Genomic DNA, 25,933 nt, shown 5'->3' with positions numbered 1-25,933 from the left:
CACAATTCTTATATCCGCGAAGCTGCCAAGATGAAGGCATATATGACGTCAGCCCTGCGCTCTGACCGGGAACCTTAAATCCCGGAAAATCAGACAAATCCGGTGTGATTCAACCGTTTTCATTTTATTCGACTAGTTAAATATTCCAGACTGCAAAATTCGCAGCAAGCGCCTAAAGACCGAGTAGGATATCCATTCAATCGACCTACTCTGTACGCTGCCAAGTCTGCTTTTCCCGATTGTTTGAACCCGCAGTCCCCGGTTGTTTGCCGAAACCGGCAGGGTGTGACAGAGTTCGATGTATTTTGAAATCAGCAGGTCAATTAAACAAGCTGCGGAGAACAAATCGTAATATACTCCTTGCCAACATGCGGGCGATCCTCCTGTTTCCATTGCTTATACTGCGGTTCACGTATAACCTATCGAGCAGAAATAAAGGGCACCCAATTGGATGCCCTCAGTTAGTCGGAAGCTATTCACATGACTTTTTTGACAATGGTTATTGGATCAGCCTTATTGAACCATCATGAATTATATTAAATCGGACTTTTGCAGCAGCCGTTGCATGATCAGCGCTGTCTCAGCTCTTGTTATAAACGCTTTAGGCTCCAGTTGACCGTTGTCTCTCCCCGATACAATGCCGGCTTGCACACAGATTGCAAAACTGCTCTTCGCCCAGTCAGACACATTTATTGCATCGGTGAATGAATGGAGTACATGGTCTGAAGTTTGAGCAGCGTTCACACCCTGCAGATATGTGATTTTCATGGCTTTCGCGATTATCACCATTGCTTGTTCTCTCGTAATCTTGTCGAGAGGCCGGAAGCTGCCATCTTCGAAACCACTCACTAAGCCATAGGAATATGCGGTAATAACTGCTTGTTGATACCCCTCCTCTTTCTGGCACATGTCCGTGAATGGAGTCGATCCGCTCTCTAACTGCAAGCCCAACCCCCGAACCATAATCGCTGCAAAATCAGCACGGCTAATAGATTGATCCGGCAGAAACAGCCCGTTGCCGATCCCGTCGATTACCATGCGTGAACCCATATCATTCACCGCCTCCTTCGCCCAGTGATTCTCCACATCCTTAAATGCGAGAGAATGCCAAACAACGGAATACATGCCACTGATCAAGCTGTTTATTTGTGCGTAGGATTTTCCATCAATAACTGCAATTCTTGTCGGAACAGGGCGAACAGTCCCGTCCGGCTCCACAACAATACCAGTTGTAATATGGCTTGGATCCGCGCCTTCCGGTAATGCAACGGAGTGCTCCACATACGCATTAAACTTCGTCACTTCTTCCTGGCGATCGCCGTGTACGGCACTCACTTTAAAATTTACCGGAGGGGCTGCCAGTGCGAATCCATCGTTTGCAGCTGCGAGCTCCACCATATGTATCGCTTCAGGTGACGGTTTGGCGATTTCAAGCCGAACCTTGATGTCCTGCAGCCCGACATTTGTCCCAAAGCGTTGCGAAATGGCATCGATATTGATTTGCTCCGCCGGCAAGGTATAGGCTGCCTGCATTGTTCGAACCTCCACAACATTTTGCTGCGCTTCCATATCTTTGACCAGGCGTCCGTTTAATTCGGCAATGACAACATCGCTATCTGTTGTAACGGGAATTATAATGACCGCCCGCTCGCCTTCTTCTTTAAGGAGCTGCGCTAATTTTTCCTCGTCCATTGTGATCGTGGTCACTTGTTGATCGTTTGCTTCCTGTATTGCTGCCTTGCCGACACGTTCAGCCCTGCCGTTGACAAGGATATCAAATTCCCAATCATTTGTGCCCGGTTCACTTGGCATTGCAGGCTGTGTTGGTGTTGGTGAAGTCACCGGCGGTGTTGGTGAAGTCACCGGCGGTGTTGGCGAATGATAAGTCATGCTAAATGGCGCTGCCGCCTTGCTGCTGTTGCCCGCGGCATCTACCGCAGCTCCGCCCGGTACATTTATGATCACTTCTCCGTCTGACGCTGGCGTGACATCTACCGTATACGCTTGGCTGTCCAATGTCTGCAAGTTACCCGCTGTACCATTGCTTACCGCTACGTCTTCCATTGCAAAATTCGTAACCGCTTCGCTAGAACGGATCGTAACCGGGATCGTCCCGCTATTCGTTGGGCTCGATTCACTGGAGCTAATCGTCAATACCGGCGCAGTCGTATCAGAGATGATGTGAAATAGTGCGGACGCCGTGCTGCCATTGCCCGCGGCATCTTCCGCAGCTTCGCCCGGTACATTTATGATCACTTCTCCGTCTGACGCTGGCGTGACATCTACCGTATACGTTTGGCTGTCCAATGCCTGCAAATTGCCCGCTGTTCCATTGCTTACCGCCACGTCTTCCAACACAAAATTCGTAACCGCTTCGGTAGAACGGATCGTAACCGGGATCGTCCCGCTATTCGTTGTGCTCGCTTCACTGGAGCTAATCGTCAATACCGGCGCAGTCGTATCATAGTTGATGTGAAATAGTGCGGACGCCGTGCTGCCATTGCCCGCGGCATCTACCGCAGCTCCATCCGGTACACGTACAGTCACTTCTCCGTCTGACGCTGGCGTGATATCTACCGTATACGTTATGTTATCAAACGTTTGTAAGTTGCTCGCAGCTGCATTTCCCGCCTCTATATCCAGTAACGTAAAGCCCGTAACCGCTTCGCTAAACCGAATCGAGATCGGGATCCTGCCGTTGTTCGTGGGGTTCGATTCATTGGAGGCGATCGTCACCGCAGGTACTGTCGTGTCAGAATAAATAATGCTGAATGGCGCAGCAGCCATGCTGCCGTTGCCCGCCGCGTCTATCGCAGCCCCGCCTGCCACTTCCAGGGTCACTTGTCCTACTGACGCTGGTATGATATCTACCGTGTACGTTTTGTTATCCAGTGTCTGAAAATTGCCCGCTGTTCCATTGCTTACCGCTACGTCTTCCATCGCAAAATTCGTAACCGCTTCGCTAAAACCGATCGTAACCGGGATTGTACTGCTATTCGTTGGGCTCGATTCACTGGAACTGATCGTCAATGTCGGTGCGGTTGTATCATAGGTAATGTAAAATAGCGCGGATGCCGTATTGCCTTTGCCTGCAATATTTACCCCAGCCCCGTCTGGTACGCCTACAGTCACTTCCCCGTCTGAAGCTGGTGTGATATTTACCGTGTACGTTATGTTGTCAACCGTTTGTAAGTTGCTTGCAGCTGCATTGCCCACATCTACACCCAGCAGCGAAAAACCCGTAACCGGCTCGCTAAAGCTGATCGTGATTGGGATCGTACCATTGTTCGTGGGGTTCGATTCACTGGAGGCGATCGTCACCGTTGGTGCGCTGCCGACTCCGCTCGCTGCCGCTTGAATCCTGTTGGATACGGGAAATAAAGATAAGATCATGAAAGCAATAAGAAGCAACGGCATTACCTTTTTCTGGAACACAGCATTTATCAAATATTTCAGCTCTCCCTTTGAAAATACGTCTTCTTCCTATTATCGTCTTCTAATTCCCTTTCTGGTACACCGCCATCAATTATACTGCCTTTTCTATAAAAATTCGTCTGTAAACTGTAAAGTCTATCACATATGGTATAGCTGCCACAGCTTCTATTAAGGGTAAATTATTTCTGAACACTTCATACTACAATCCGTCTTACAAAAAAAAGCCGACCCCCATTAGTTGGGATCGGCTGTAGCGCTCAATTAAACGTGATTAACAGATTATGACCTGCCTGTCTGCATTCTTCCTTCATTAGCACAGTTATTTAAACGCCGAATACGGAATAACAAACTCCGGCATTCCATCAGCAAATGCTGTGTATTCATATTGCGTGAAGTAAATAACAACCCCATTGCGGTTGAGGAAATAATCGCGATTCGCCTCTATAGTCTCAAAAGGAGCAATCAACGATAATTTCCGGCTTTTAATTTGCTCTTTAATCTCATTGTTAATGACGGATACATAATTGGCATTCTTTTCAATGACATCCTTCAATGACAGCAGATCGCCCGTTGCCAGATCGAATGTATAAGGCACGCGTGCAGTAATCCCGTGTGCTCCACCCGAATAGACATAATAATCCACGTAAAGGCTCAATCTGCCCTTCTCATTATACGTAACGGTATACCGGCCGTCGAGGCTTGGCTGCCGAACCTCAGCCTTTGGATCACCGGCCAGGATTTCATTGTTTCCTTTTACAACCGGGTCCATTTCCGTCGATCCAGCCGCAGCATGCTTGTCGGCCTCCTGCTTCAAAAATGCATTAATTTTCTGTTGGACCTCCACATTGCTATAACCCGAGATCACAGGATAGTAAACCGATAATGACTTGCCGTCTCCATCCGCACCGATAACTTCAGATTGAATTTGCAGATCATTCTCTTGAATCGCATGAATTCCAATTAGCTTTGTGCTTTGCTCATAGGCAATTTCATAACCCATACGCTCCAGCAAAAAGCGAAGCGGCAGGTAAGTCGTATTATCCTGAACAATCACTTGAGGTCCGGCAATCAGTTGGTTGTTCAATGTGATGGCATTGCTTTTCAGATTAATCTCCAGCAGCCGGTCGTTACCTGAAATTTTAGCTATCTGGGTATTCTTATCAAAATTTGTGACCAGCCCCAAGGCCGTATTAAAATTCCTCAGCGCAATGTAGGTCGAACCCTCTTTATTGATCGTACCGATGCTCGTTTTAGCTCCTTCTATGTTAAACGGCTGGGCTGTAATCTTGAATTTCGAACTGGAAGCTGCGGCAGACGCATGATCAGCAATTGACAGTGCTACTGGAGATGCGAGAAATGCTGCTGCAAGAGTCAGGGCAAGCAGCTTTTTTTTCTTATTATTTCTTTTCAATTGTCAACAATCCCTTCATGTGTCGGGCAATCGCCCACCTGTAAGTCAAATGAATGCATCATCCAATAAACGGTATTAAATCAAGAAAGGTTGCATTCTTAGAGCAAAAAATAAACGGGAGGCTGTTTAGCCTCCCGTTTATCTTACTTTCGCAGGGACTATTTGTTCCCGCTCATAATTTGATCCATGAACTCCAATCCCTTGAACTGACCCATGGCGAGCGGGCCCACGATTTCCGTGTCCACGATGAACATCTTCTTATTCTTCACCGCGGCCAGACTGTTCCACACCGCATTCTTCGCAAGCTCGTCGGCAGTCAGCTCTGCGGCATTGGTAAAGTCCTGGCCGAGAAAGATATAATCGGGATTCCATTTGCTGAGGCCCTCCAGGCTAATCTCCCCGTAATCCTCCATATCGTCAAACTCCTTGAAGCCAAGCTGTTTATAATAGGGCTCCATTCTGGGGCCGCTGTAATAATAGAAGCCTTTGCCCCAGGTCATCATAAACACAGCTGTCTTCCCCTTCTCCCCCGACTGCTCCATCCTGGCCGCAACCTCATCCAGCTTCTTATGGTACGAATCGATATACTGCTGCGCCGCTTCTTCTTCACCGATCACTTCTGCAACCTTCGTGATTGTATCCTCCCATTTCTCCGAAACGGGAATCACGATCGTCGGAGCGATTTTTACAAGTTTATCATAAATCGCCTCTTCATAATCCGAGGTGATAATGACATCCGGAGCCAGGGCCATTATCTTCTCGAGATTCGCTTCATCCCCCAGATCGGCGATTCGTCCGTCGCTTAGGAATGGCTTGTACACCGGGAAATTCTGAAGCGATTTGAGCCCCACCACACCCGTGACAGCATCGGCTTGTCCAATGGCGAATAGATGCTCAGCGTAAGGGAAATAGGTCACGGCAATGGTTTCAGGCTTTGACTCCAGCGCTACTTCTCCCTTGGCATCCTTGATGACCTTGGGGAATTCCGCAGCCTGCTGCGCAGGCTCTGCCGCCGCACCGTCATTGGCTTTGTCGGCATTCGGAGCTCCGCACCCCGCGATTGCGATTAGCACTGCTCCAAGCAGCCAAGCTGTCCGGAACCGGAACCTGCTTTTCTTCTGTAATCCTGACATGATATCTGTTCCTCCACCCTTATCGTCTGTCCAGCCTCAAGCCTCAAGCCTCTGAAGCTTGTTATATTATGATAATGATATTCATTATCAATGTAAATTATAAGCATAAACAGGCAGGAGGGGAATAGACAATTACTCAAGTAAATGTGGATTATTACCCAGACCGGACCGGAAGGCTCTCGGCGAGCTCCCGGTATGCTTCTTGAACAGACGGCTGAAATAGTGCGGGTCATTGTACCCGATGCTCTCCGCGATCCCGCTTATGCTGCAATTGCTTTGCGCCAGAAGCTGCCTGGCTCTTTTCATCCGGTGCTGAATCAAATAATCAATGGGAAACATCCCGCTGTATTTATTGAATAAATAGGAGAACTGCTTGACCTCCAGCCCTTCCAGCTGCGCCAGGCTGGCTAAGGTTATCGGCTCCCTGTAACGGTTATGTATGTGCTCGATCGCATGTCTGATCAGCTCTTCACTCTCGCGGTTCTGCTGATTGCGGGCTGCCGTTAATGATTCATAGAGCAGACTGTAAAATAATTCTTTGATTCGAACGGCCGACATATGGCCGGGGACGCCATATACTTCGTGCAGCAGCTGAAGCAGCTGAGCAATGATCGCATTCTCGCCGGTCTCAAGCGAATAATGGGTGTCCGCATAGCGCTGCCTTTCAGCTACCGCTTCACGGGCAAGTGTGTAATGAATCAGGCAGTACTCCAGGCCAGGCTCGTCTATGACAAGAGAGAGCTCCATATTCTTCGCCCCATGTACGATTTTTCCAGGAATCAGCTCATAGGCCTCCCGTCCTTCGAAGATGAAGGTCCCTCTTCCCCGCAGCGCAAATACAAACCCGGAAAAGGGAGTCGGGTATTCACGGGTATGGGCAGGATAGGAGCCTGACGGTAAAAACACTCGATAAACACCGTCTACGGACAGCTGTCCTCCGGCGATTTGGCCCGCCAATTCATTCAAATCCACTTCCATTGCGGCCAGCGGCCTCCTTTCCTGTTCTCATGCCTTTGACATTTGATTATTTTTTTCGCTTACAAGCGAGTCATACAGCATAAGCAGTTCCTTGGACGGGCGAATGCCAAGCTCCCTGTTGAGCAGCTTTACGTAATCGGTATACTGGGCGGTCAAGCCTTTTTTGTTTCCTTCCTGTCCGTGTATCTTCATAAGCAGACTTACGACCGATTCGTCCAGCGGATTGCGGGCATGCAGCTTAAGCAGCAGCTTCGAAGCGGCAGTCCTGTTCCGCAGGAATATTAACAACTCGGAGAGCCTTTTTACGAAGGAGGCATACAGCTCGGCAAGGCGCTCCGTCTCGTATATCGCCCATACATAGGCTTTATTGCCGAACAAGTCTCCTGTATACAGCCTTTCGAACTGCAGCACGCTTTCCATGTCGTCCGCCTCAATGTTCCCGGGCTTTCCCACCTGCTGTTCAAACACCTCGTAGTCGATAACGGCGTTGGTTAATTCCAAAGCATAACCATCATTCTCGGAACGTACAACCTCCCGCAAACCAAGCGGCTCCAATGACTTGCGCAGCTGATAGACAGCCGTATTCAAATATTTCTCCGCACTTTCCCTGGTCATGCCCCCGAAAATATCCCCAACCAGCCGGGTACGGGCAATCCGTTTGCCCCGATGCAGCAGCAAGTATGCGAACAACTCGGCGCTTTTGCTGGAAATCCATTTCACGCGGCCCAATTCGTTCTGTATGGAGAAGTCGCCCAGCGCCGTAATGATAATTTCACCTGTTCCCTTGTCAGCCGGATCCTTCAGCGGCGGCATACGGAAGGATTCTCTGCCCGCCAGCGCGCGGTTAACCGTCCGTTCCAGCCGCTCCTGGGACACGGGCTTAACCAGATAATCCACCACGGACAGCTCATAGGCCTTTACGGCAAATTCTTTACTCGACGTGACAAATACGATCTGCACCCCGCCGCCCGCCTCCTCCATCCTGGAGGCAAACACCATCCCGCTTTCGCCCGGCATGGAAATGTCCACGAAAGCCAGCCCGATGTCGTTGTTGGCGCTCAGAAATGCGGCTGCGGACTGTGTATCCTTGAAAGCCCCCGCTACCTGGACTCCGGGAAACTTGACCAGCATCTTCCGCAAGATCAGATGCATCACAGGATCATCATCAATCAATATTACTTTCATCATGCGCCCAACCCCGTTTCATCGTTCTTAACCGTTCCCGTGCCGCCGGCGGAGCCAGGCAATGTGAATATAAAGGTCGTTCCTTTTCCGGGTATGCTGTCAAACTGGAGGCTGCCTCCATGAATGCGGAGAAATTCGCGGGTCAGCACCAGACCGAATCTCATCTCTCCTCCTTCACTCACGAAGCCCGGACCCTTGAAGAACAGCTCTTCCTGCCGCAGCAGCCTTGACGTCTCCTCATCGATGCCCGACCCGTTGTCCCTCACGTAAACCTTAACCAGACCCTCTTCCAAAGAGGCTCCGATTTCGATCCTTCCGCCAAGTCCGGTAAACTTGATCGCATTCGATAGTAAATTCCGGAGAATAAGGTCGAGCATCTCTTTGTCGGCATTCACCGTCAACAGCTCGTCCACAAGCTCCGTCAATTGAATTTGCTTCATGGCGGCCCGAGTCCCGGCAAGCGCCACGCTCTGCCGCACAACCTGCTTCAGATTCCACACCACCGGGTGAAAAACGACTCTCCCGTTTTGGCTGCGGTACCAGTCAAGCAAATTATCAACGAGATGGAAGGTGCTGCTTACCTGCCTTCTGATTTCCTGGAACACTTCGGCATGCGCAATATCGGGATCCGTCGGTTCCTCGCCCAAGAGCTCGGTCAGGCTGACAAGAAGCGCGATCGGATCGCGGATATCATGGGCCACGACGGTGAACAGCTTGTCTTTGAACGTGTTCAGCTGGGACAGCTGGCGGGCATTTTCCCGCAGGCGCTCCTCATTCTCCATCCACTCCGTAATATCGTTGAACATCAGCATTTTGCCAATCGGGGTCTTCCCGGTATCGTAAATAAAAGACATGCTGCAAATATAATGCCTGTGCCGATTATCCCGCAGACGCCGAAACGGGAAGCGTTCATCCCCGCTGTCCGCAGCGGAAATCCACTCCAGCAGCTCCGGGGAAGCCGACAAAATGTCCTTGCCGTTCGCAGGGTAGCCTTTTGCACGGCCGAGCTCTGGAAACACCTCTTCGGCGGCGAGATTGTAATTCACGATTTCATCCTCATAATCCATCAAGATAACGCCGTCCCGGATAGTATCGAATACTTTGGCAAACGCCAGCGGCGTCAAGCGCAGCAAGTTGAACCGGTAAATGCCCCAAACGTAAACGACCCCCGAGACGGCAAATCCGAACGGCGTAAAGTCAATTGTTTCTCCCTTGCTGTATACATAGGCAAGATTAGAGAGCAAGGGGGCGGCCGCACCCAGAATAAGAACCATAATTTGTTTCCGCACAATAGGCAAAGACCGCAGATACATCGGTATAAACAGCAGCAATCCGCACACCATGATGCCATAATTGTAAAATCCGTGCACCCGATACCAGGGTCCCATAGTCATGGTGTACATGGGAACGGCTTCATCCGCCCTAAGTATGTATCCTTTATAAAAGAAATGATGCCAGTCATCGGTCAAATGGATGAGGAAGGTCGCTGAAGGGATGATAAAAAGCAATAATACGTATCGTCTCCGGAGCCGGGTTGCCGCGCCGGTAAATTGAATGACCAGCAGGAGCCAAAATGTCGCAACAAACGGTATGCCCAAATATTCGAACTGGAGGGAAAGCTTCACGTCGCGCAGGTTTGTGCTCAAAATCTCGAACGCGTAGCCAAATGAGTAACACGATGCTCCCAGCATAAGGTAAATCATCGTTCGCGCAACCTGCAGATGGCGTTTCCGGTAGGACAGAAATGACACGAACAGCATCAGCGCCGTTGCAAAAAAAAGCAATATCGACATCCATTGTCTTGTATCCACAAAAGCCGCTCCTTACATCACTTACATGGGTAACCAACCCTGCAGACGATTTATCCAGCCTATACTGCAAGGTTTCATCCGAAACCCGGACTCTTCCTTAGTTCAAATTCGACAGAGAGTGCTAAAAATCCTTGTTTTATGCGGTTTTCGGTCATTTATTTTATGAGCTTGTTTAAGCTTCAAAAAAAAGACAGCTGCATCACAGCTGTCCTCCGTTTCTCACAATCATCTACTCCGCAGCCGGCAGCCCAAACGCCTCCGCCAGCAGCTTGAACGACATCCGCTTGGCTTCATAATCATGGACGATGGTCGCGACCATAATTTCCTCGGTATCATATTCCCGGCCCAGGCGCAGCAGCTGCTCCTTCACCGTCTCCGGGGAGCCGACGACCACCCGCTTGCGGTTCTCACGCACCCGCATTCTCTCCACCTCGGAATACGGATAAGCCAGCGCTTTCTCCGGGGGCGCAATCCCGGCGCTGAACCGGCCCTGTTCGAGCAGCAGAAATTGATAATCGAAGCTCGACGCCAATCTCTGCGCTTCTTCGTCGGTTTTTGCGCAAACGACGAATATCGCCACCATCGCCGAAGGCTTGCCGCCTGGGAGGGCAGGCGTGAATGTTTCCTTATAATCCCTTACATAGGAGGCCCCGCCACTCCCGTTAATAAACTGGGCGAAAGCGAAGGAGACGCCGCGTTCCGCGGCAAGCATGGCGCTGTCCCCGCTAGAGCCAAGCAGCCACACTTCAGGCGCCGAGCTTATCGCAGGGGATGCCGTCAACCCGGGAAACCGGTGATTCACATGGTTGGCGACATTCAGATAATGCAGCAAATCTTCAATCTGCTGCGGATAACGGTCAACCGTGCCTGCATTACCTTCCTGCAGCGCTCTTGTGGCAATGGGCATGCCGCCTGGCGCGCGTCCCAGCCCCATATCGATGCGTCCCGGGTACAATGCTTCAAGAAGACGGAAATTCTCCGCCACTTTGTACGCGCTGTAATGAGGCAGCATCACGCCGCCCGAGCCTACGCGAATCGTCGAGGTATTCGCTGCGATATGCGAGATGAATACTTCCGGGCTCGAATGCGCCAGACTTTCCGTATTATGATGCTCCGATACCCAGAATCGATGATAGCCCAGCCGTTCTGCCAGCTCTGCCAGCCTTACCGTCTGCTTCAAAGCCTCCGCCGCGGTGCTTCCCTCCGGTACCGGCGATTGATCCAATACGCTTAACCGCATTTTCATCACACCTTTTGGCTTATTTCGTAATCATGACAACCCGTACACTCATGATAACGAAAGGCGCAGCCAATCGCAAACGCCTGGCCCCCATTGCAGCATCAATACCGGACAGCCGGCTCCAGCAGTGTAACGGTCTGAGTATGGCTGTTAAGGTTTGCCACGACTCCAATCGGGACAGCAGCCTTGTAGCGTCCATGGCCGGAAGCCAGATTCGTGATAAGCGGTTTGCCCAGCGGCACCATCACCTCGTTGATCAAGTCCTCATAGGAGACACCGTAGGCGTCTGCGCATTCGTTGCATTCACCCATGAGGATAGCGGAGGCGTCGCTGAACTTTCCGGCAAGCTTCAGCTGCTCCACATAACGGTACACCCGGTTGATCGGCTCATGCGTCTCTTCAATAAAGAAAATCTTCCCCGCTGTATCGATCTCGTACGGCGTACCGAGCGAACCGATGAGAGACGTGATGTTCCCTCCTACGATCGGTCCCGTGGCACTGCCCGGCACCTTGCCCGTCAGCGGCATACCGGGCGGATTGACCAGAGGACGGGGAACCGCAGTAGATGAGGTCGCAGTAAAAAACTGCTCGAAATTATAGGGTGGCGTATTCGCCCTGAAGTCAAGCAGCAGCAGGCTGTGGAGGGTTACGATATCCGCATACTGATATAACACGTTCAGCAGAATGGTAATGTCGCTGTACCCGCTGATAAGCTTCGGATTCGCTTTGATCACGGAATAATCCAAATACGGCAGAATTCCCTCCACGCCAACTCCGCCTCTGACAGGAAGAATCATCTTCACCCTTGGATTGGTGAACATGCTCATCAAATCCTCCGCGCGCTGCTGATCCGAGCCTGCCAGAAAGCCGTTCTCCGCATATACATACCGTCCCAGAAGTACTTGAAGCCCCATGCTCTGCAAATAGGCGATGCAGGCATTTATTCTCTCCGCAGCCAGCGGGCTTCCAAGCGTTACAATGCCGATCGTATCCCCCCGCTGAAGAGCTAACGGTTTAATGGCCATTCTCCCAAACCTCCATCCAAAACTTCCTCTGCTATTAGATTATGAATGGAGGCGGAACTGGTATGCGGTTATTGGGCAAAAAAAAGAAGGGCATACAAGGCCCTTGCATCCCTATACCCTCTTCCTTCGCATTGCCAAAGCCGGTCGTCAAGCCGGCAAATGCTCTTTGCAGAAAGCGGCGATCGCTTCCTCTTCATCCTCTTCCATCTCGAAATCGAGTATCAGATCGGATGTTCTCTCATGCAGTTCATATTTGAGAATACCCTCGCGGTTCTCGTCCACGATGTAAATGAGCTTTATATAGACGCCTTTATCGGAGTGCAGCTCGTCTTCCTCCGGCACATCCAGATCCAGCACAAACTCATAACGCTTTCCAGTCAATATCCCAAATGGATCCTTCACCAAATCCGCACTATATTCCGTAACCTTAAACATCTGATCATCCTCTCTGGCACATCTGGATCTTATTATACCTTACACTGGACGGAAAAAGATGCAGTTTTCACGTTATGCCCAAAAAATGCCGTGTTCATACAAGTCCAACGATAAACATTGTGGTATTATACTCCATGCGGATTTGTCCAGGCAGCAAGCGTGGGTTCCGCAATATTCAGGATGCTCAGGGGGATGAAAAATGGCGGAGGAAGTGATCATTGCCGACTATCAATCAGAGTGGGCGGAGCAGTTCGAATACGAGAAGGCAAGGCTGCAATCGGCGCTGCACGATAAGACGATTGTTATTGAGCATATAGGAAGCACCTCCGTTCAGGGGCTGCCGGCAAAGCCGATTCTGGATATTGCGGTTGGAGTAAGCAAATTGGCGGAAGCGGATGACTTTATCGGGCCGTTATGCGCAATAGGCTACGAATATGTCCCCAAAGCGGACTTTCCAAACCGGAGATTCTTTAGAAAGGGAGAATGGCGGAAGGGTACGCATCATCTGCATGTTTATGAACTGCAGAGCGAGGAATGGAGCAATAATATACGGTTTCGCAATTACCTGAGAAGCAACCCGGAGAAAGCTCAGGAATATGCCCGGCTTAAGAAACAGCTCGCATCCCTGTATGCTGAGGATAGAGCTACATATACGTTGTTAAAAGCACCCTTCATTAACTCGGTTATCGGATTGGCAAAAAACGAAGGCCATGATTTGTCCCCGAAACTGTAGCGGAAACCGCTGAATTCCTCCGGCTGCAGCACAAATATTTCAGCATGAAGAGGGCCTGCCGGCGGCAGGCCCTCCGTTCGCTCCGTGATAATATTCCGGTTATCATTTCTCTAACGTATTCCTCACAACGGGATATGCAGCTCCAAGGCGGTCTTGCGTATGTAATCCGCGGCCTGCTGATAGTCCTCATTGGTAGACAGATGCTCGATGATCAAGGTGGTATCCGGGTGCAGCTTGTTCAATTCACTCAGGAATATCCGGTAATCGAGCATCCCGCGGCCCGGTATGACCTCATCCAGATGAACGGTCAGCTTGCCGTGCAGCAGAATGTCCTTGGCGTGGCAATTACGGATATAAGGCCCAAGCCTGGCAAAAAAGTCACGGATCATCTCGCCATTCCGGTAGTAGGTCCGGGGACTGCTGACAATGTTGACGGGGTCAAAGTGGACGCCAAAGCCTTTGCGGTCAATCGCCTTGATCAGAGCAAGATAAGTGTCGGCAGAGTCGGGGAATACCCAGGGCATCATTTCCAATGCGAATACGGTACGCTCCGGCTTGACCGCATCGATGATTTCGCGTGTCGTCTCCACAATGAGATCAAAGGTCTCGTCGCTGAAATTGTCCGGATCCGGCCCATCCCATTGTTCTCCGCGGGAACCGGCGATATTGACGCAGCATTGGGCGCCAATCCGCTCCGCGAGCTCCAGCCGCTTGATGCAGTAGGCGACGGCACTGCGCCTTGTTTCCTCGTTCCGGCTGATCGGATTGCTCCAGGCGCCAACCTCCGAGATCAGAATATCATGCTCCCGCGCCGCCTTCAGATAGTCTTCGAGCTCGCCGATATCGTCTTCCCCGTTAATCGGGCAGGTTGTTGCGCGAAACCCCGCTTGCCGCAATGCGGCTGACCAACTCTCCGGATTCTTGTCTTCTAGAAACACCTGGCCACCAAGCCTCATTACAATCCCTTCCTTTCTTTCATACGATTGTCGCTAGCAGGAAATACTTGATGTTGCGGACAGTATATCATAGACACGCGTTTATACAAGTCCGGTTTTGCAGCACCGCCGAAAAATGGACAGTTGAGGGGTTTAATAGATTGACAGCGATTTCAAATATTGTGTATGATTGACCCATAAACACGTGTTTACGAAAGAGGCTGAAGGACATTGTGAAAAAGGCGGATATAAACAGCGTTGAGATCGCCCGTTTGGCTGGCGTATCGAGAAGCACGGTCAGCAGAGTTATCAACAATTACGCCAACGTTCCGCCGAAGACGCGTGAGAAAGTCATGAAAGTGATCCAGCAGTATAATTATTTCCCCAATGCTTCCGCTCAGGTGCTTGCCGGCAAACGCGCGCGCACCATCGGGCTGTTCCTGATTGCGCCTGGGCATGTATCAAGCGACATGCTGGTGAACAGGATGATCGTAAGTGTCATTGAAGATGTCTCCGCTTACGGTTATTACGTGCTGACGCATATCATTCGTGACGCAAGCGACCAGGAAACGGTCAGAAATGTGAAGGAGATCTTCTTCCAGCGCCGGATTGACGGTGGGATCTTCATTGGCGCCGCCAATCGTGAGCCATTCATCGAAGAGCTTATTGCCGAAGGCTTCATCGTCGGCGTTGTGGATCAGCAGCATCCGGAAATTCCCCAATCCAACCGGATAGTCGCCAATTTCAACAATGATTCCGGCATGAAGCAGGCAGTCGCTTATTTGACAGGACTCGGGCATACCAGGATTGGCGTTATTAACGGCGATATGAACCGTCTATCAGGCCCTACAAAATACGAGGGCTTCCTGAAAGCCATGCAGCTATGCGGTTTGCAGGTCAATCAGGATTGGGTGCTGGATGGCAGCTTTCATGAAGAAAGCGGATATGAGGCGATCTATTCCTTTCTCCGCAAGAATGGGGAACGGCCGACAGCCATCATAGCGGCCAACGACAGCGTAGCTTTCGGAGCGATCCGGGCATTGAAGGAGCATGGACTGCAGGTGCCGGAGGATATATCCGTCATTGGCTTCGATGATCATGCGCTCAGCGAGAAGCATCATCCGCCGCTTACGACGATCAGGGTCGATTTCAGCGACATGCTGAAGCAGCTGACCTCCATCCTCATCGGCAAGATCGAGCAGCCAACCGACGATGTGAAACAAATCACACTCGAATGCAGCCTTGTGGTCCGGGATTCATGCCGGAGGGTGTGAATTTTTTCAATTCCATAAACACGCGTTCGTCTATCATTCAGATCTGTATGCTTACCAACCATTTGAAGGAGGATATAACAATGAATTTGCTTATAACAGGCGCCAATCGTGGATTGGGCTACGAGATTGCCGCTGAAGCGCTGGAGCGGGGACATGCCGTAATAGCAGGAGTGCGAAGCCCCGGTCAGGAAAATGACAAGCTGTCGGCACTTGCCGCCAAGTACGGAGAACGGCTTACCGTCGCCGAGCTGGATGTAACCGACGAAGCAGGCATAGCAGCGCTTGCTGCCCGGATGCAGCAGGAGGGCAGGACGCTTGGAGCGATCGTCAATAACGCGGCGATTCTGGTAGCCCGCAACACGCAAATTGAGAGCCTGGATATGGACGATGTGGTGAATACATTTGAGATCAATCTTTACGGTCCGATGCGTGTAGTCAAGCATTTCCTGCCGCTCTTGACGGAGAAGGATGCTGCGATCATTAATATTTCCTCGGAAGCGGGCAGCATCACGAATGCCTATCCGGGCGATTATCCTTATGCGATTTCCAAAACCGCGCTGAATATGTTCTCGCAGCAGCTGCTTTCCTATGTGAAAGGCCGCGGCATTCAGGTGCTCAGCATCCACCCCGGCTGGATGCGGACGGATATGGGCGGAGCAACGGCCCCGAACGATCCGGGCAACAGCGCCCGCGGCATCGTGGATCAGATCGAACGCAAAATCGTTCCGGAGAGCCGCTTCAATTTCGTTGATTTCTCCGGTAAAGAAATGCCTATTTAAAGGCGCGGGCGACCATTCATTGAATGGTTCTTCTGAGGCTGCACACGCTTGTATGCCCATCTTTCGAGGAATGCAGAACTTCATGCGCATCTCTTCGAGATGCACGATTGTCTGGAAATAACCCGGCCTGCCCATAGCGCTGGGGGTATAGCATTCAAATGCCATATCCCTAATAGTCATTCCATCCGCCGTCTCCTTTAAGGAGGCGGTTTTTTTTGGGGAACGAAAACCAGCCATCAAAAACATGATGCAAAGACGCACCAAAATATGTTTATAATATTCCTTGACAGGAATATTCCTGTTGGGGTATATTCAACTCATGAATTCAAGCTTTATTGCCTTGGCCGAACCGAACCGGCTGCAAAATTACTTATATTGAGGTTGTCAGACCGGGACGCCTCGTCTATTCCCATGGCGGTGACGGAGATGACGAGCAATTTCACGTCACGGTGACGTTCGCCGAGCAGGGCAATAAGACCCGTCTTACCATGCGGTCCCTCTTCAAGTCGGCAGAAGAGACGGATACTGTGGTAAAAGAATACGGAGCCGTTGAAGGGGCCAAAGAAACGCTTGATCGTTTCGAGGAGCAATTGGCAAAACTTATGTAATTGTGAACTTAAACCAGGAAGGAATGATTAACAAATGAAAAGAAATACACTGATCTACTGGATATTTACCGGCCCTCTGGCAGCCTTAATGCTTGTTGGCTCCATCCCTGACATCATGTCCGTACCCGATGCCGTTGAATTATTCGATCATCTGGGCTATCCCCACTACCTGCTGCCCTTTCTTGGAATCGCCAAGCTGCTGGGTGTCGCAGCCATCCTGATTCCCGGATTTCCGCGAATCAAGGAGTGGGCTTATGCCGGGTTGGTTTTTGATCTGGCAGGGGCCATGTATTCAAGCATGGCCGTGGGCGACCCTGCAGGCAGCTGGTTGGCCGTCATTATCGGATTCCTGTTCATAGCCGGTTCTTATGTGTTCTATCATAAAAGATCAAAAGCAGCAGCTTCGATTCGTTCCCATTCCGCTTATTCTTCTGAAAATGCCCAAATTCAGGTCTGAAGAAAATAAAAACCAAACAGCCAGTGCGCGCCGTTACTCATGTCGGCGCGCACTGGCTACGGATGATGAAGCATAGTCCGGCATGCTTAATCCGGTTTAACCTTGGCTTACCAATCCGCTCCGGCAGCCATCTTCCGATTTAACCCTGGCCAACCCAATCCGCACCGGCAATTTCCTTCCAGCGCGTTCGAATGGCCTCGTACTGCTGCCGGGGAAGAAGCCCCTCCTCAAGCAGCTTGGCATTCTCCAACCACCGCCCGGGGTTGGCCGTGCCGACAATTGCGGCATGAACGCCGGGGATGGACAGCGTGAAGCGCAGGGCCGTTCCCACCGATTCACTCAGGCCGCCATCCAGGAAATCATAGTTCAATTCCTGCAGCCGCCTCCAATATTCGCGCGGATATTCATCTTCCGGCAGCTTGCCTGTTTTCCAGGCCGCATTGGCAATCGGACGTTTCACGACAACGCCCATGCCCCGCTTGGCCGCTTCCGGCAAGGTCAGCTCGATCGCTTCCTGATCCGCGATGCTGATGGATGTCTCCAATGAGTCAAACGCCCCGCTTTGCACCGCGTACAGGGCGGCCGAAGAGTCCCCGCTGTACCCGATAAACCGGGTTTTCCCCTTCTCCTTGGCCCGCTTCAGCACATCGATCACATCGCCTTGCCGCAGGATATCTTCCGAGCAGCTGTGGAGATGAATGACATCGACATAGTCCGTCTGCAGCCTGCTCAGGCTGCGGTCAATGCTTTGCTCCAGCAGAGCGGGATCCCAATCGGGCAAATCAATACCGGATGAATGCCCGCATTTGGTAAACAGATAATAATCGTCACGGCGATGCCTCACCGTCTTGCCGATCAATTCCTCGCTGATCGCATAGCATTCCGCGGTATCGATCAGATTCAGGCCAGCATCCAGCGCGCTTCCAAGCAGCTTGTCCGCCTGTTCCCCGGTGATGCCCTGAAAGCCGATTTCCGCTCCCCCCAATCCCAAGATGCTCACATTCATACCGGTACGTCCATACTGTCGTTTCTCCATGTCGTCCATGCCTCGCTTTCCCAATTTCCCAGAATTCACAAGAATCATTACCCTTGGCTGACTTGTTTCAGCAGCAATTCATAACCTGGATTACCCGTCCTGAAGCCCAGTGTAACAAGAAGAACCGGCTCCGCCTTACTTTGCGGCAGAGTATACTTCTTCCCTTAGAACTTATAGAAATGGATAAATGGCAACTTATACATTCTAAAACGTGTAAGAAGAAACGGCTTCGCCGTCCTTTAGCGGCATCGTTAGTTTCTTCCCTCAAACCTTATAGAAATTTATAGGCGTGAAAACTTATAAATTCTATAAGGTCAAAAAGACCGCCTGAGCGGCCTTCCCTGCTAAGGGGCGGCAATTCCGAAATACGTAAGCAGCGCCTCATTATAATCGTCTTCCGAAGCTGGCGTAAAAGCATGAACCCCATCCGCAGTAAAGATACGGAATTCCTGCCCTGCGATCGTGTTTCGCCCCTCGCGGGTGCGCATCGCCACCATGGCGTTCCTCGTGAAAATAGAATCCGGGGCGTTCTCGCACCAGTAGGTTGCCATAATAAAATCCTTGGGCAGCTGCGGCTCGTCGGTAAATGAATACAGCCAGCTCCACCCGCCCCGCTTCCATTCGCAGAGCACCCATCCATAGTAGGCATCTTGCTCCAGACGATAGCTTTCTTCTCCTTGCGGCTGCTCCAGCAGCTCCTGCATCTGGATGGGACGGCGCGGCACGATGCCCCCCACGCCGACATCGCACAGGTAGGAGATGCCTTCGGCCTCCACCTTCAGCACATGGTGGCGCCGTTTGGGCGGGGCATCTGTCTCATCGCGCCAAAACCGCGCGAACAGGTCGGTAACGGGGTATCCCAGCTCCCGCAGCAGCCAGCCAAACAGCGCGTTGAGCTCGAAGCAGTATCCGCCCCGGCGGCGCACAACGATTTTGTCGAGGAGCGCCGGGATTTCCAGCGACAGCGGAATGCGCTTCAAAATATCAAGATTCTCATAGGGGACCGCATGAAGATGCCGCTCCTGCAGTTCGGCCAGCGCCGCGGCGCTTCCGTCAAGATTGCCTTCATAGCCGATCCGCTTCAGGTAAGCGGTTACTTCAGGATGAATAGGGGCTTGGTTGGTCGTCATCGCATGAACTCCTTCGCCAGGGGTTGCGGTTCGCCACAATGGGCTGAATCCGGTGTGTTTCCTGATATTACTATACCACATGAACAGGCAATTGGATCGCTTCCAATCCTTTTCATATGTAATTAACTACCATATAATAATGCGTTTCAATCGTGTTATCTTTGTTTATTACATAAGGAAGTATAGCTTTTTTCGTACTTATTACATTTAGGAGCATACAAAAAGTATGTACAAACAAAAAAGGGGGCGGCGTTAGTGGCAAAAAAACGGATTGCCTTATTATTATTTATTGTTATCCTGACCGTGTGCGGGTGTTCCGCTGGAAATTCTTCTTCAAGTGAAAAGACAACGCTTACACTATGGTACTGGAACCGCGGCCTGGATGATAAGCTCATTGCATCCATTGAGACGCAATTCCCGACACTGCAGATCAACGCGCAAAAAATCGGCGGCGATTTCAAATCCAAGCTGAAAACAACGCTTGCCGCCGGATCAGGCGGACCTGATATCGTCGCTTTCAATGACTGGGTGACGGAAATGTTCCCGAATTCGGACCGTTTCTATAATCTGTATGATCTCGGCGCCAAAGAAATTGAGCCGGATTATCTGGATTGGAAATGGCAGCTCGGGGTTTCGCCTGAAGGAAAAATGATAGCGCTTCCTATCGATACGGGGCCAACAGCTTTATTTTACCGCGCCGATCTGTTCGAGAAGGCCGGGCTGCCCAGCGACCCCAAGGAGGTCAGCGATGCGCTGGGAACCTGGGAGGAGTATTTCGCGGCGGGAGAGAATCTCCAGGCCGCGCTGGGAGATGACGTCAAGCTGACGGATAATATCGGCAGCATCTATACCCAGGTTAATGCCCAGAGCGATAAGATCTACTTCAACAAGGATGAGACCTTCATCGGGGAAGATTCCTCTTCTTCCATGAAGAAAGCCTGGGATCTTGCTGTGAAGGCATCCCAAATGGGACTCCTGGCCAATGCCAACGGCAGTACCTCCGAATGGAACGCCGCCATGAACAACGGTAAAATAGCTTCCTTTGTCGGCGCGGTCTGGAACAAGGAAGTTCTGATGCAAGCCGCACCCGACACGGCCGGCAAATGGCGTGTGGCGCGGGCGCCAGGCGGAGACGGCAACAATGGCGGCTCCTTCCTGTCCATCATGAGAACAAGCAAGCACCCGAAGGAAGCCTTCGAGGTCATCAAATGGCTGCAGAATCCCGAGAATCAAGTGAAATCCTTCACCGATGTCAACCTGTTTCCATCGGCTGTCAAGGCGCTTGATGCGAAGGAGCTGCTGAAGAAAGAAGATTTCTTCGGGGGACAGGCGACCGGTGAAATTTTTACCGAGTCGGCAAGGAATGTCAAGCCTGCTTACTTCGGTTCTAAATACGCGAATCTTAACGGGATCGTAAGCCGCCAGCTGCAGTCCGTTGCGCTTCAGGGGAAGAACCCCGATGTAGCATGGAAGGCTGCATTGGCCCGGGTTAAAAAGGAGCTGCTGCGCTAAAGGCACCAAGCCGGCCGCTCAGCCATGCCGCTCATCTGTGGCATTACAGCGTTGAGGCCATGCCGCCCGCAAAGGTTGAAAGCAGCCAAAATGAAATGGCGGTACGCCATCTACTATAAGGAGGTTAAGCTTATGGCCGAACCAACCAGACTGCAATCATCGACGAAGCCTGCCCTGCATGCAAGGGTGCGGGAACCCAATCGCGGACTCGCCTCGGAAATATGGAAGCACCGCAAAGAATATTTAGCCATTTCGCCATTTTACCTGTTGTTTGCCATATTCGGGCTGTTCCCGATTGCCTTCTCCATGTATCTGTCGTTTCAACGATGGGACGGAATCGGGGAGATGACCTTCAACGGCCTGAACAATTACCGGTTCATGCTGTCGGACCCGGAATTCTGGAAAGCCGTGGGCAACACCCTGCTCATCTGGGTGTATTCCACCATACCGATGCTGTTCTCGGCGCTTGTCGTCGCTTTCCTGCTGAATGCGTCATTCGTAAAATTCCGCACCTTCTTCCGGATCGGTTATTTTCTGCCGAACGTAACGTCGCTGGTAGCGGTAGCGATTATTTTCAGCACCCTTTTCTCCAACAATTATGGCCTGTTGAACTACATTCTCTCCCTGTTCGGCCTTCATTCCGTGGAATGGCTGAACGAAACATGGGGGATTCAGCTGGCAGTTTCCCTGATGGTAGTCTGGCGCTGGGTCGGCTATAATGCCGTCATTTATCTGGCCGGATTGCAAAGCATTCCAACCGTGCTGTATGAGGCAGCCAAAATTGACGGCGCCTCTGGCGTCCAGTCCTTCTTCCGGATTACGGTTCCCATTCTGCGGCCGATTATTCTGTTCACTGTCATAACCTCGACCATCGGCGGCATGCAGATCTTTACAGAGTCCCAGGTGCTCGTCGGCAATGACGGCGGCGTGAGCGGCGGCGGGCTTACCATCGTGCTGTATTTGTACCGCGAGGCTTTCATCAACAACTACTTTGGCTATGGAGCCGCAGTGGGCTGGGGAATGTTCGTGCTGATCGCGTTGTTCTCGATCGTGAACTGGAAGCTGGTTCAGGGCAAGTCGGCCAATAATTGACGATTATATGATAAATGGGGTGATGGCATATGCCAACAGCAAAATGGAAATCGACTCTGCTGCATCTGGGACTAATTGCAGGATTAATCGTTTCAATCTTTCCTTTCTACTGGCTACTGGTGATGTCCACACGCACGACAGCTGAAATATACAGCTATCCTCCGAAATTATGGTTCGGCGGCGAGCTGTTTGACAATATATCGCGGGTTATGGCCAATATTGATTTCTTTGGCGCTTTTCTGAATACACTGTTCGTCGCTTCGGTCTGTACGGTGCTGGTATTGTTCTTCGATTCGCTGGCCGGCATCACGTTTGCCAAATATCATTTTCCAGGCAAAAAGTGGCTGTTTATCCTGCTGCTGGCCACCATGATGGCGCCTGCCCAGCTGTCGCTCGTTCCATCCTTCGTCATTATGGCCAAGTTCGGATGGGTGGGATCCTTCAAGGCGCTTATTATTCCCGGCATGGTGAATGCCTTCGGGATTTTCTGGATCAGGCAGTATGCCGAGGAATCCATTCCGTCGGAGCTGCTGGATGCCGGACGGATTGACGGGTGCGGATTCTTCCGCCTGTATTGGAATCTGTCCCTGCCGATTCTGCGTCCCGCATTATCCTTTCTCGGCGCGTTCACGTTTATCGGCGTATGGAATGACTATCTCTGGCCGCTCATTATCATCACCGACGAGAGCAAATTCACGCTTCAGATTGCCCTCTCGTCCTTGAACGGGATCTATATGACCGATTACTCCATGGTTATCGCAGGTACGCTGCTTGCGGTGCTGCCGCTGATTCTGCTGTTTCTGTTTATCAGCAAGCAGTTTATATCCGATATCGCCGCTGGCGCCATCAAAAGCTGACCCGGACCTGCCGGGCTTTGTCTGAAGGCTTGAACGATAACGAAAAAGCACCTTCTTTCCCACGTCAATCGTGGTTTTAAGAAGGTGCTTTCGTATGTTTATTGGGTTGGCTCCTTAGAGCCTGGCCTTATGGAAAAGCCCCCATTTCATTTTCAGCTCAAAAAAAGCCCGCTTACAATTCGCACAAATAACGCTTCCCGCCCTTGAACCAGGCGGCTTCGCGGTAGCCGGTCCGCTTCGCCAGCTCGACCGCTTCGTCAATCAAAGTGCCCAGATCGTCGGGATAATGCGCGTCCGACGAGAATGTGACCGGCACGCCATACTCAAACATTGCGGCAAGCAGCAGCGGGCTTGGACAAATCTCCTTCACCGGATACCGGTACGCCAGACCCGTGTTCACTTCAGTTGCGACACCCGCCTCCTTGAAGGCCCGCGCCGTCTCCCGATAAAGCTCCCCCAACAGCCCCTCATCCGGCCTGTAGCCGAATACCTTGATGTTGTCGGGATGGCCGATCATATCGAACAGCCCGCTGCGGGCCGCACGCTGGACCAGCGAGAAATGCCTGGCATACAGCAATTCCAGATTCTCGTCCTCAAACCGTGAAGCCGTCTCCGGATTGTCAAAGCCCCAGCCGTCAATGAAATGGACGGAACCGATGACATAATCGACATCCAGCATCTCCAGCAATCCTGCCAGCTCGGCTTCCCCGCCGGGAAAATAATCCGCCTCCAAACCAACCGACAGCGCGTCATCGCTGCCGGCAGCGGCCTTGGCTGCCTCAATAAACGCAGACGCCGATGTCACACATACCCGGTCCAGCCATTCCCGCTGCAGTCTGCCGAGCGGCGAATCGTCGACACAGATATGCTTGAGGTAATAGGGCTTGAACTCCTCGAACCGGTACAGATGATCGACCAGTCCGAACTTCCCGATTCCTCTTCGCCGTCCCTCCGCCAGGTACCGTTTAATCCAGTTCTGGTGGAACGGCCCCTGCTCAATGCGCCGTCCCAGCTGGGCGCTCACGCTATTGATCCATGACAGGGAGTGGAGAGGGGACCGCCCCGTCTCCTGTTCCCTTCCGATCTCATCCGACGTTGCAGAAAGCGCCCTCGCCGTCCGCTCCAGCCAGCGCAGCGAATACGGGCCTTCCTCCAGGTGAAAATGAAAGTCTACTTTCATTCCGTCCTGCCTGCAGCCGCTTGATTCAATGAACAGCCCGGCAGCTCAATCGGCCTCATCGCTGGCGAACAAGGAATACCGAGAAGTCCGCACACCAGCGGCGCGACCGCCAGCTGCGGAATGGGGTCTTCGTATACGCCCGGGGTAAACTCCGGTCCTATGGCGTAGAAGGGCACATCCCGTTCTCCCTGGCCGGTCCCCCCGTGCTGTCCGAATTCGTTCATGCCGTGATCGGCTGTGACGATGATGCGGTATTTATTTTCCAGCCATACGGGGAGCAGTCCTGCGAGAACCGCATCTGCCGCTCCGGTGATTTGCCGGTATTCGGCGGAACCGGCTCCATGCTTATGGCCGATGTCGTCGATTCCCATCGGATGGACGTAGAGAAAATCCGGAGCATACGCCCGGCGAAGGTATTCGGCATCGGCGAACAGATGCGTATCCGGGTACGTATCGTCAAAATAAAACATCCCGTATTGGATCGGAGATGTTCCGTCCAGCTGAATCCGGTCGGTCATCGGATTGAACGGGGCGCGGTTGTACAGCTCGCTGACCCAATGATAAGCCGCCGCCGCGGTTGTGAGTCCCTGTTCAGCCGCAAGCTGAAAAACGCTGCGCTGATTCGACAGCCTCACCGTATGATTGGCTGTAATGCCGTTCTCCACGGGCGGCGTCCCCGTGAGCAGCACCTCATACAGCGGCCTCGACAGACTCGGCAGCTCCGAGCTGACGCGGTAGCAGGCGGCACGGCCCTTCTCCACCAGATGCTCCATATATCCCATGACGGCGCGCGCCGTGTCATAGCGCAAGCCATCAAGCACAACCATAATCACTTTCTGCATGCCGTTATTCCTCCTTCATGTATTCGGACGCTGCCGCAATCCACTGTACGCCGGATTGATCAACGGCATCCTTCCATTCATCCGGACATTCCACATCGCAGATGATAGCCTCAATCCCGTCAAAAGGCATAATTCGCGCGAAAGTCGTTACGCCCAGCTTCGAATGATCAGCCAGGACGACAACCCTCTGCGCGCAGCGGGCGAACAGCTGCGACATGGACGCTTCGTTCGCGTCGTAATCGGTTATGCCGTCGACGAGCGATACGCCGCCGACCGACATGAACGCGAGGTCCACCCGGAACTGCTCCATCATCCGTTCGCATAAGGGACCGCTGATCGACTGCTGCTCCGGGTTGAGCTCGCCGCCGAGCAATGTCACCTTGCCGCGGAACCGGCCCTGGTTCAGCGAGTCCGAGAGGACGGCAGCGACAGCGACGGAATTGGTAATGACTTTGAGCTGCTGCTTGTCCTGAATCGCCATAGCCAGCTCCATAGCCGTTGTGCCAACATCAATCACAATGGTGCTTCCATCCTCGATCCAGTCTGCGGCAGCCCGGCCGATCGCCCGTTTCTCCTCCGCATTCTGGCTCTTCCGCAGCGCATACGGCGGTTCCGAGGGGCTGTAACCGGAATGCCTGACGGCCCCGCCGTACACCCTTCGAAGCTGGCCTTCCCTCTCCAGCACATCCAGATCGCGCCGGATCGTCTCCGAAGACACCATGAACCGGTTCGCAAGCGGAAGCACATTCACTTTTCCCTCACGGTCAAGGATTTGCAGAATAAATTCTTTTCTCTGTTCCGATGAAACTGACAATTGCAACTCACCTCAATACTATTCGCTTGCC

Annotated in this window: 23 protein-coding genes; 8 read left to right on the top strand and 15 right to left on the bottom strand. The window is 52.0% G+C overall.

The window, feature by feature from the left end; genetic code table 11:
• Nucleotides 1-531: 531 nt before the first annotated feature.
• The 9 genes from ACFOLF_RS22915 to ACFOLF_RS22875 form a co-directional block, all read right to left on the bottom strand.
• Nucleotides 532-3,447: an Ig-like domain-containing protein gene (locus ACFOLF_RS22915; protein ID WP_210038725.1), complete on the bottom strand. Its 2,916-nt coding sequence runs from the start codon at nucleotides 3,445-3,447 to the stop codon at nucleotides 532-534.
• A gap of 307 nt (nucleotides 3,448-3,754) precedes the next feature.
• Nucleotides 3,755-4,846 (bottom strand): PdaC/SigV domain-containing protein, encoded by a 1,092-nt coding sequence (locus ACFOLF_RS22910; RefSeq protein WP_210038724.1) that lies wholly within the window; start codon nucleotides 4,844-4,846, stop codon nucleotides 3,755-3,757.
• A 158-nt stretch (nucleotides 4,847-5,004) separates the two neighbouring features.
• Nucleotides 5,005-5,979: an ABC transporter substrate-binding protein gene (locus ACFOLF_RS22905; RefSeq protein ID WP_210038723.1), complete on the bottom strand. Its 975-nt coding sequence runs from the start codon at nucleotides 5,977-5,979 to the stop codon at nucleotides 5,005-5,007.
• 132 nt (nucleotides 5,980-6,111) lie between these two features.
• Nucleotides 6,112-6,957 (bottom strand): AraC family transcriptional regulator, encoded by an 846-nt coding sequence (locus ACFOLF_RS22900; protein ID WP_210038722.1) that lies wholly within the window; start codon nucleotides 6,955-6,957, stop codon nucleotides 6,112-6,114.
• Between the two features lie 27 nt (nucleotides 6,958-6,984).
• Entirely contained in the window at nucleotides 6,985-8,145 is a 1,161-nt protein-coding gene (locus tag ACFOLF_RS22895) for a response regulator (RefSeq protein WP_210038721.1), read from the bottom strand.
• The gene (locus ACFOLF_RS22890) at nucleotides 8,142-9,953 is read right to left on the bottom strand and encodes a sensor histidine kinase (RefSeq protein ID WP_210038720.1); all 1,812 of its coding nucleotides are present in this window, start codon (nucleotides 9,951-9,953) and stop codon (nucleotides 8,142-8,144) included. Before ACFOLF_RS22890 ends, ACFOLF_RS22895 begins: the two co-directional genes overlap by 4 nt.
• 229 nt (nucleotides 9,954-10,182) lie before the next feature.
• Nucleotides 10,183-11,199: an LLM class flavin-dependent oxidoreductase gene (locus tag ACFOLF_RS22885; protein ID WP_210038719.1), complete on the bottom strand. Its 1,017-nt coding sequence runs from the start codon at nucleotides 11,197-11,199 to the stop codon at nucleotides 10,183-10,185.
• A gap of 95 nt (nucleotides 11,200-11,294) precedes the next feature.
• Nucleotides 11,295-12,218, bottom strand: coding sequence for a S66 peptidase family protein (locus ACFOLF_RS22880; protein WP_210038718.1), 924 nt, complete (start codon nucleotides 12,216-12,218; stop codon nucleotides 11,295-11,297).
• Nucleotides 12,219-12,365: 147 nt separating this feature from the next.
• Nucleotides 12,366-12,653 carry a DUF6509 family protein gene (locus ACFOLF_RS22875; protein ID WP_210038717.1) on the bottom strand — a complete coding sequence of 96 codons (288 nt, stop codon included), beginning with the start codon at nucleotides 12,651-12,653 and terminating at the stop codon, nucleotides 12,366-12,368.
• 199 nt (nucleotides 12,654-12,852) lie between these two features.
• Here ACFOLF_RS22875 and ACFOLF_RS22870 point away from each other — a divergent pair, with 199 nt between their 5' ends.
• Entirely contained in the window at nucleotides 12,853-13,386 is a 534-nt protein-coding gene (locus ACFOLF_RS22870) for a GrpB family protein (protein ID WP_210038716.1), read from the top strand.
• Between the two features lie 122 nt (nucleotides 13,387-13,508).
• Here the strand turns inward: ACFOLF_RS22870 and ACFOLF_RS22865 are convergent, their stop codons facing one another.
• Complete coding sequence (locus ACFOLF_RS22865) at nucleotides 13,509-14,342, bottom strand: sugar phosphate isomerase/epimerase family protein (protein WP_210038715.1); 834 nt, start codon at nucleotides 14,340-14,342, stop codon at nucleotides 13,509-13,511.
• A 212-nt stretch (nucleotides 14,343-14,554) separates the two neighbouring features.
• Here ACFOLF_RS22865 and ACFOLF_RS22860 point away from each other — a divergent pair, with 212 nt between their 5' ends.
• The 4 genes from ACFOLF_RS22860 to ACFOLF_RS22845 all read left to right on the top strand — a co-directional run bounded on the left by ACFOLF_RS22860 (nucleotide 14,555) and on the right by ACFOLF_RS22845 (nucleotide 17,439).
• Entirely contained in the window at nucleotides 14,555-15,595 is a 1,041-nt protein-coding gene (locus ACFOLF_RS22860; protein ID WP_210038714.1) for a LacI family DNA-binding transcriptional regulator, read from the top strand.
• A gap of 80 nt (nucleotides 15,596-15,675) precedes the next feature.
• Nucleotides 15,676-16,374, top strand: coding sequence for an SDR family oxidoreductase (locus ACFOLF_RS22855; RefSeq protein WP_210038713.1), 699 nt, complete (start codon nucleotides 15,676-15,678; stop codon nucleotides 16,372-16,374).
• Between the two features lie 335 nt (nucleotides 16,375-16,709).
• Nucleotides 16,710-16,982: an SRPBCC domain-containing protein gene (locus ACFOLF_RS22850; protein WP_379113512.1), complete on the top strand. Its 273-nt coding sequence runs from the start codon at nucleotides 16,710-16,712 to the stop codon at nucleotides 16,980-16,982.
• A 34-nt stretch (nucleotides 16,983-17,016) separates the two neighbouring features.
• Nucleotides 17,017-17,439 (top strand): DoxX family protein, encoded by a 423-nt coding sequence (locus ACFOLF_RS22845; protein ID WP_210038712.1) that lies wholly within the window; start codon nucleotides 17,017-17,019, stop codon nucleotides 17,437-17,439.
• 139 nt (nucleotides 17,440-17,578) lie between these two features.
• Here ACFOLF_RS22845 and ACFOLF_RS22840 read toward each other — a convergent pair whose 3' ends face one another.
• Together ACFOLF_RS22840 and ACFOLF_RS22835 are read right to left on the bottom strand one after the other, a co-directional pair.
• Nucleotides 17,579-18,475, bottom strand: a complete 897-nt coding sequence (locus tag ACFOLF_RS22840) for an aldo/keto reductase (RefSeq protein WP_210038711.1) — start codon at nucleotides 18,473-18,475, stop codon at nucleotides 17,579-17,581.
• Nucleotides 18,476-18,819: 344 nt separating this feature from the next.
• Complete coding sequence (locus ACFOLF_RS22835) at nucleotides 18,820-19,605, bottom strand: arylamine N-acetyltransferase family protein (protein ID WP_210038710.1); 786 nt, start codon at nucleotides 19,603-19,605, stop codon at nucleotides 18,820-18,822.
• 255 nt (nucleotides 19,606-19,860) lie between these two features.
• On the opposite strand from ACFOLF_RS22835, the gene ACFOLF_RS22830 reads away from it, so the two are divergent.
• From ACFOLF_RS22830 to ACFOLF_RS22820, 3 genes are all read left to right on the top strand, one after another.
• Nucleotides 19,861-21,117: an ABC transporter substrate-binding protein gene (locus ACFOLF_RS22830; protein WP_210038709.1), complete on the top strand. Its 1,257-nt coding sequence runs from the start codon at nucleotides 19,861-19,863 to the stop codon at nucleotides 21,115-21,117.
• A gap of 132 nt (nucleotides 21,118-21,249) precedes the next feature.
• Nucleotides 21,250-22,209, top strand: coding sequence for a carbohydrate ABC transporter permease (locus ACFOLF_RS22825; protein ID WP_210038708.1), 960 nt, complete (start codon nucleotides 21,250-21,252; stop codon nucleotides 22,207-22,209).
• 29 nt (nucleotides 22,210-22,238) lie between these two features.
• A complete protein-coding gene (locus ACFOLF_RS22820; protein ID WP_210038707.1) occupies nucleotides 22,239-23,066 on the top strand; it encodes a carbohydrate ABC transporter permease in 828 nt (275 codons plus the stop codon).
• Between the two features lie 172 nt (nucleotides 23,067-23,238).
• On the opposite strand, the gene ACFOLF_RS22815 is transcribed toward ACFOLF_RS22820, so the two are convergent.
• The 3 genes from ACFOLF_RS22815 to ACFOLF_RS22805 are packed head-to-tail and all read right to left on the bottom strand — an operon-like array spanning nucleotide 23,239 to nucleotide 25,902.
• Complete coding sequence (locus tag ACFOLF_RS22815) at nucleotides 23,239-24,246, bottom strand: PHP domain-containing protein (RefSeq protein ID WP_210038706.1); 1,008 nt, start codon at nucleotides 24,244-24,246, stop codon at nucleotides 23,239-23,241.
• Nucleotides 24,243-25,088: an alkaline phosphatase family protein gene (locus ACFOLF_RS22810; protein WP_210038705.1), complete on the bottom strand. Its 846-nt coding sequence runs from the start codon at nucleotides 25,086-25,088 to the stop codon at nucleotides 24,243-24,245. The genes ACFOLF_RS22815 and ACFOLF_RS22810 overlap by 4 nt, the downstream gene beginning before the upstream one ends.
• A gap of 4 nt (nucleotides 25,089-25,092) precedes the next feature.
• Nucleotides 25,093-25,902, bottom strand: coding sequence for a DeoR/GlpR family DNA-binding transcription regulator (locus ACFOLF_RS22805; RefSeq protein WP_210038704.1), 810 nt, complete (start codon nucleotides 25,900-25,902; stop codon nucleotides 25,093-25,095).
• Between the last annotated feature and the right edge of the window lie 31 nt (nucleotides 25,903-25,933).

The organism is Paenibacillus sepulcri (assembly GCF_042647105.1).
GTDB lineage: Bacteria > Bacillota > Bacilli > Paenibacillales > Paenibacillaceae > Paenibacillus_Z > Paenibacillus_Z sepulcri.
The sequence above is the reverse complement of the archived record's forward strand: the minus strand, read 5'-3'. Positions and strand labels throughout refer to the sequence as shown.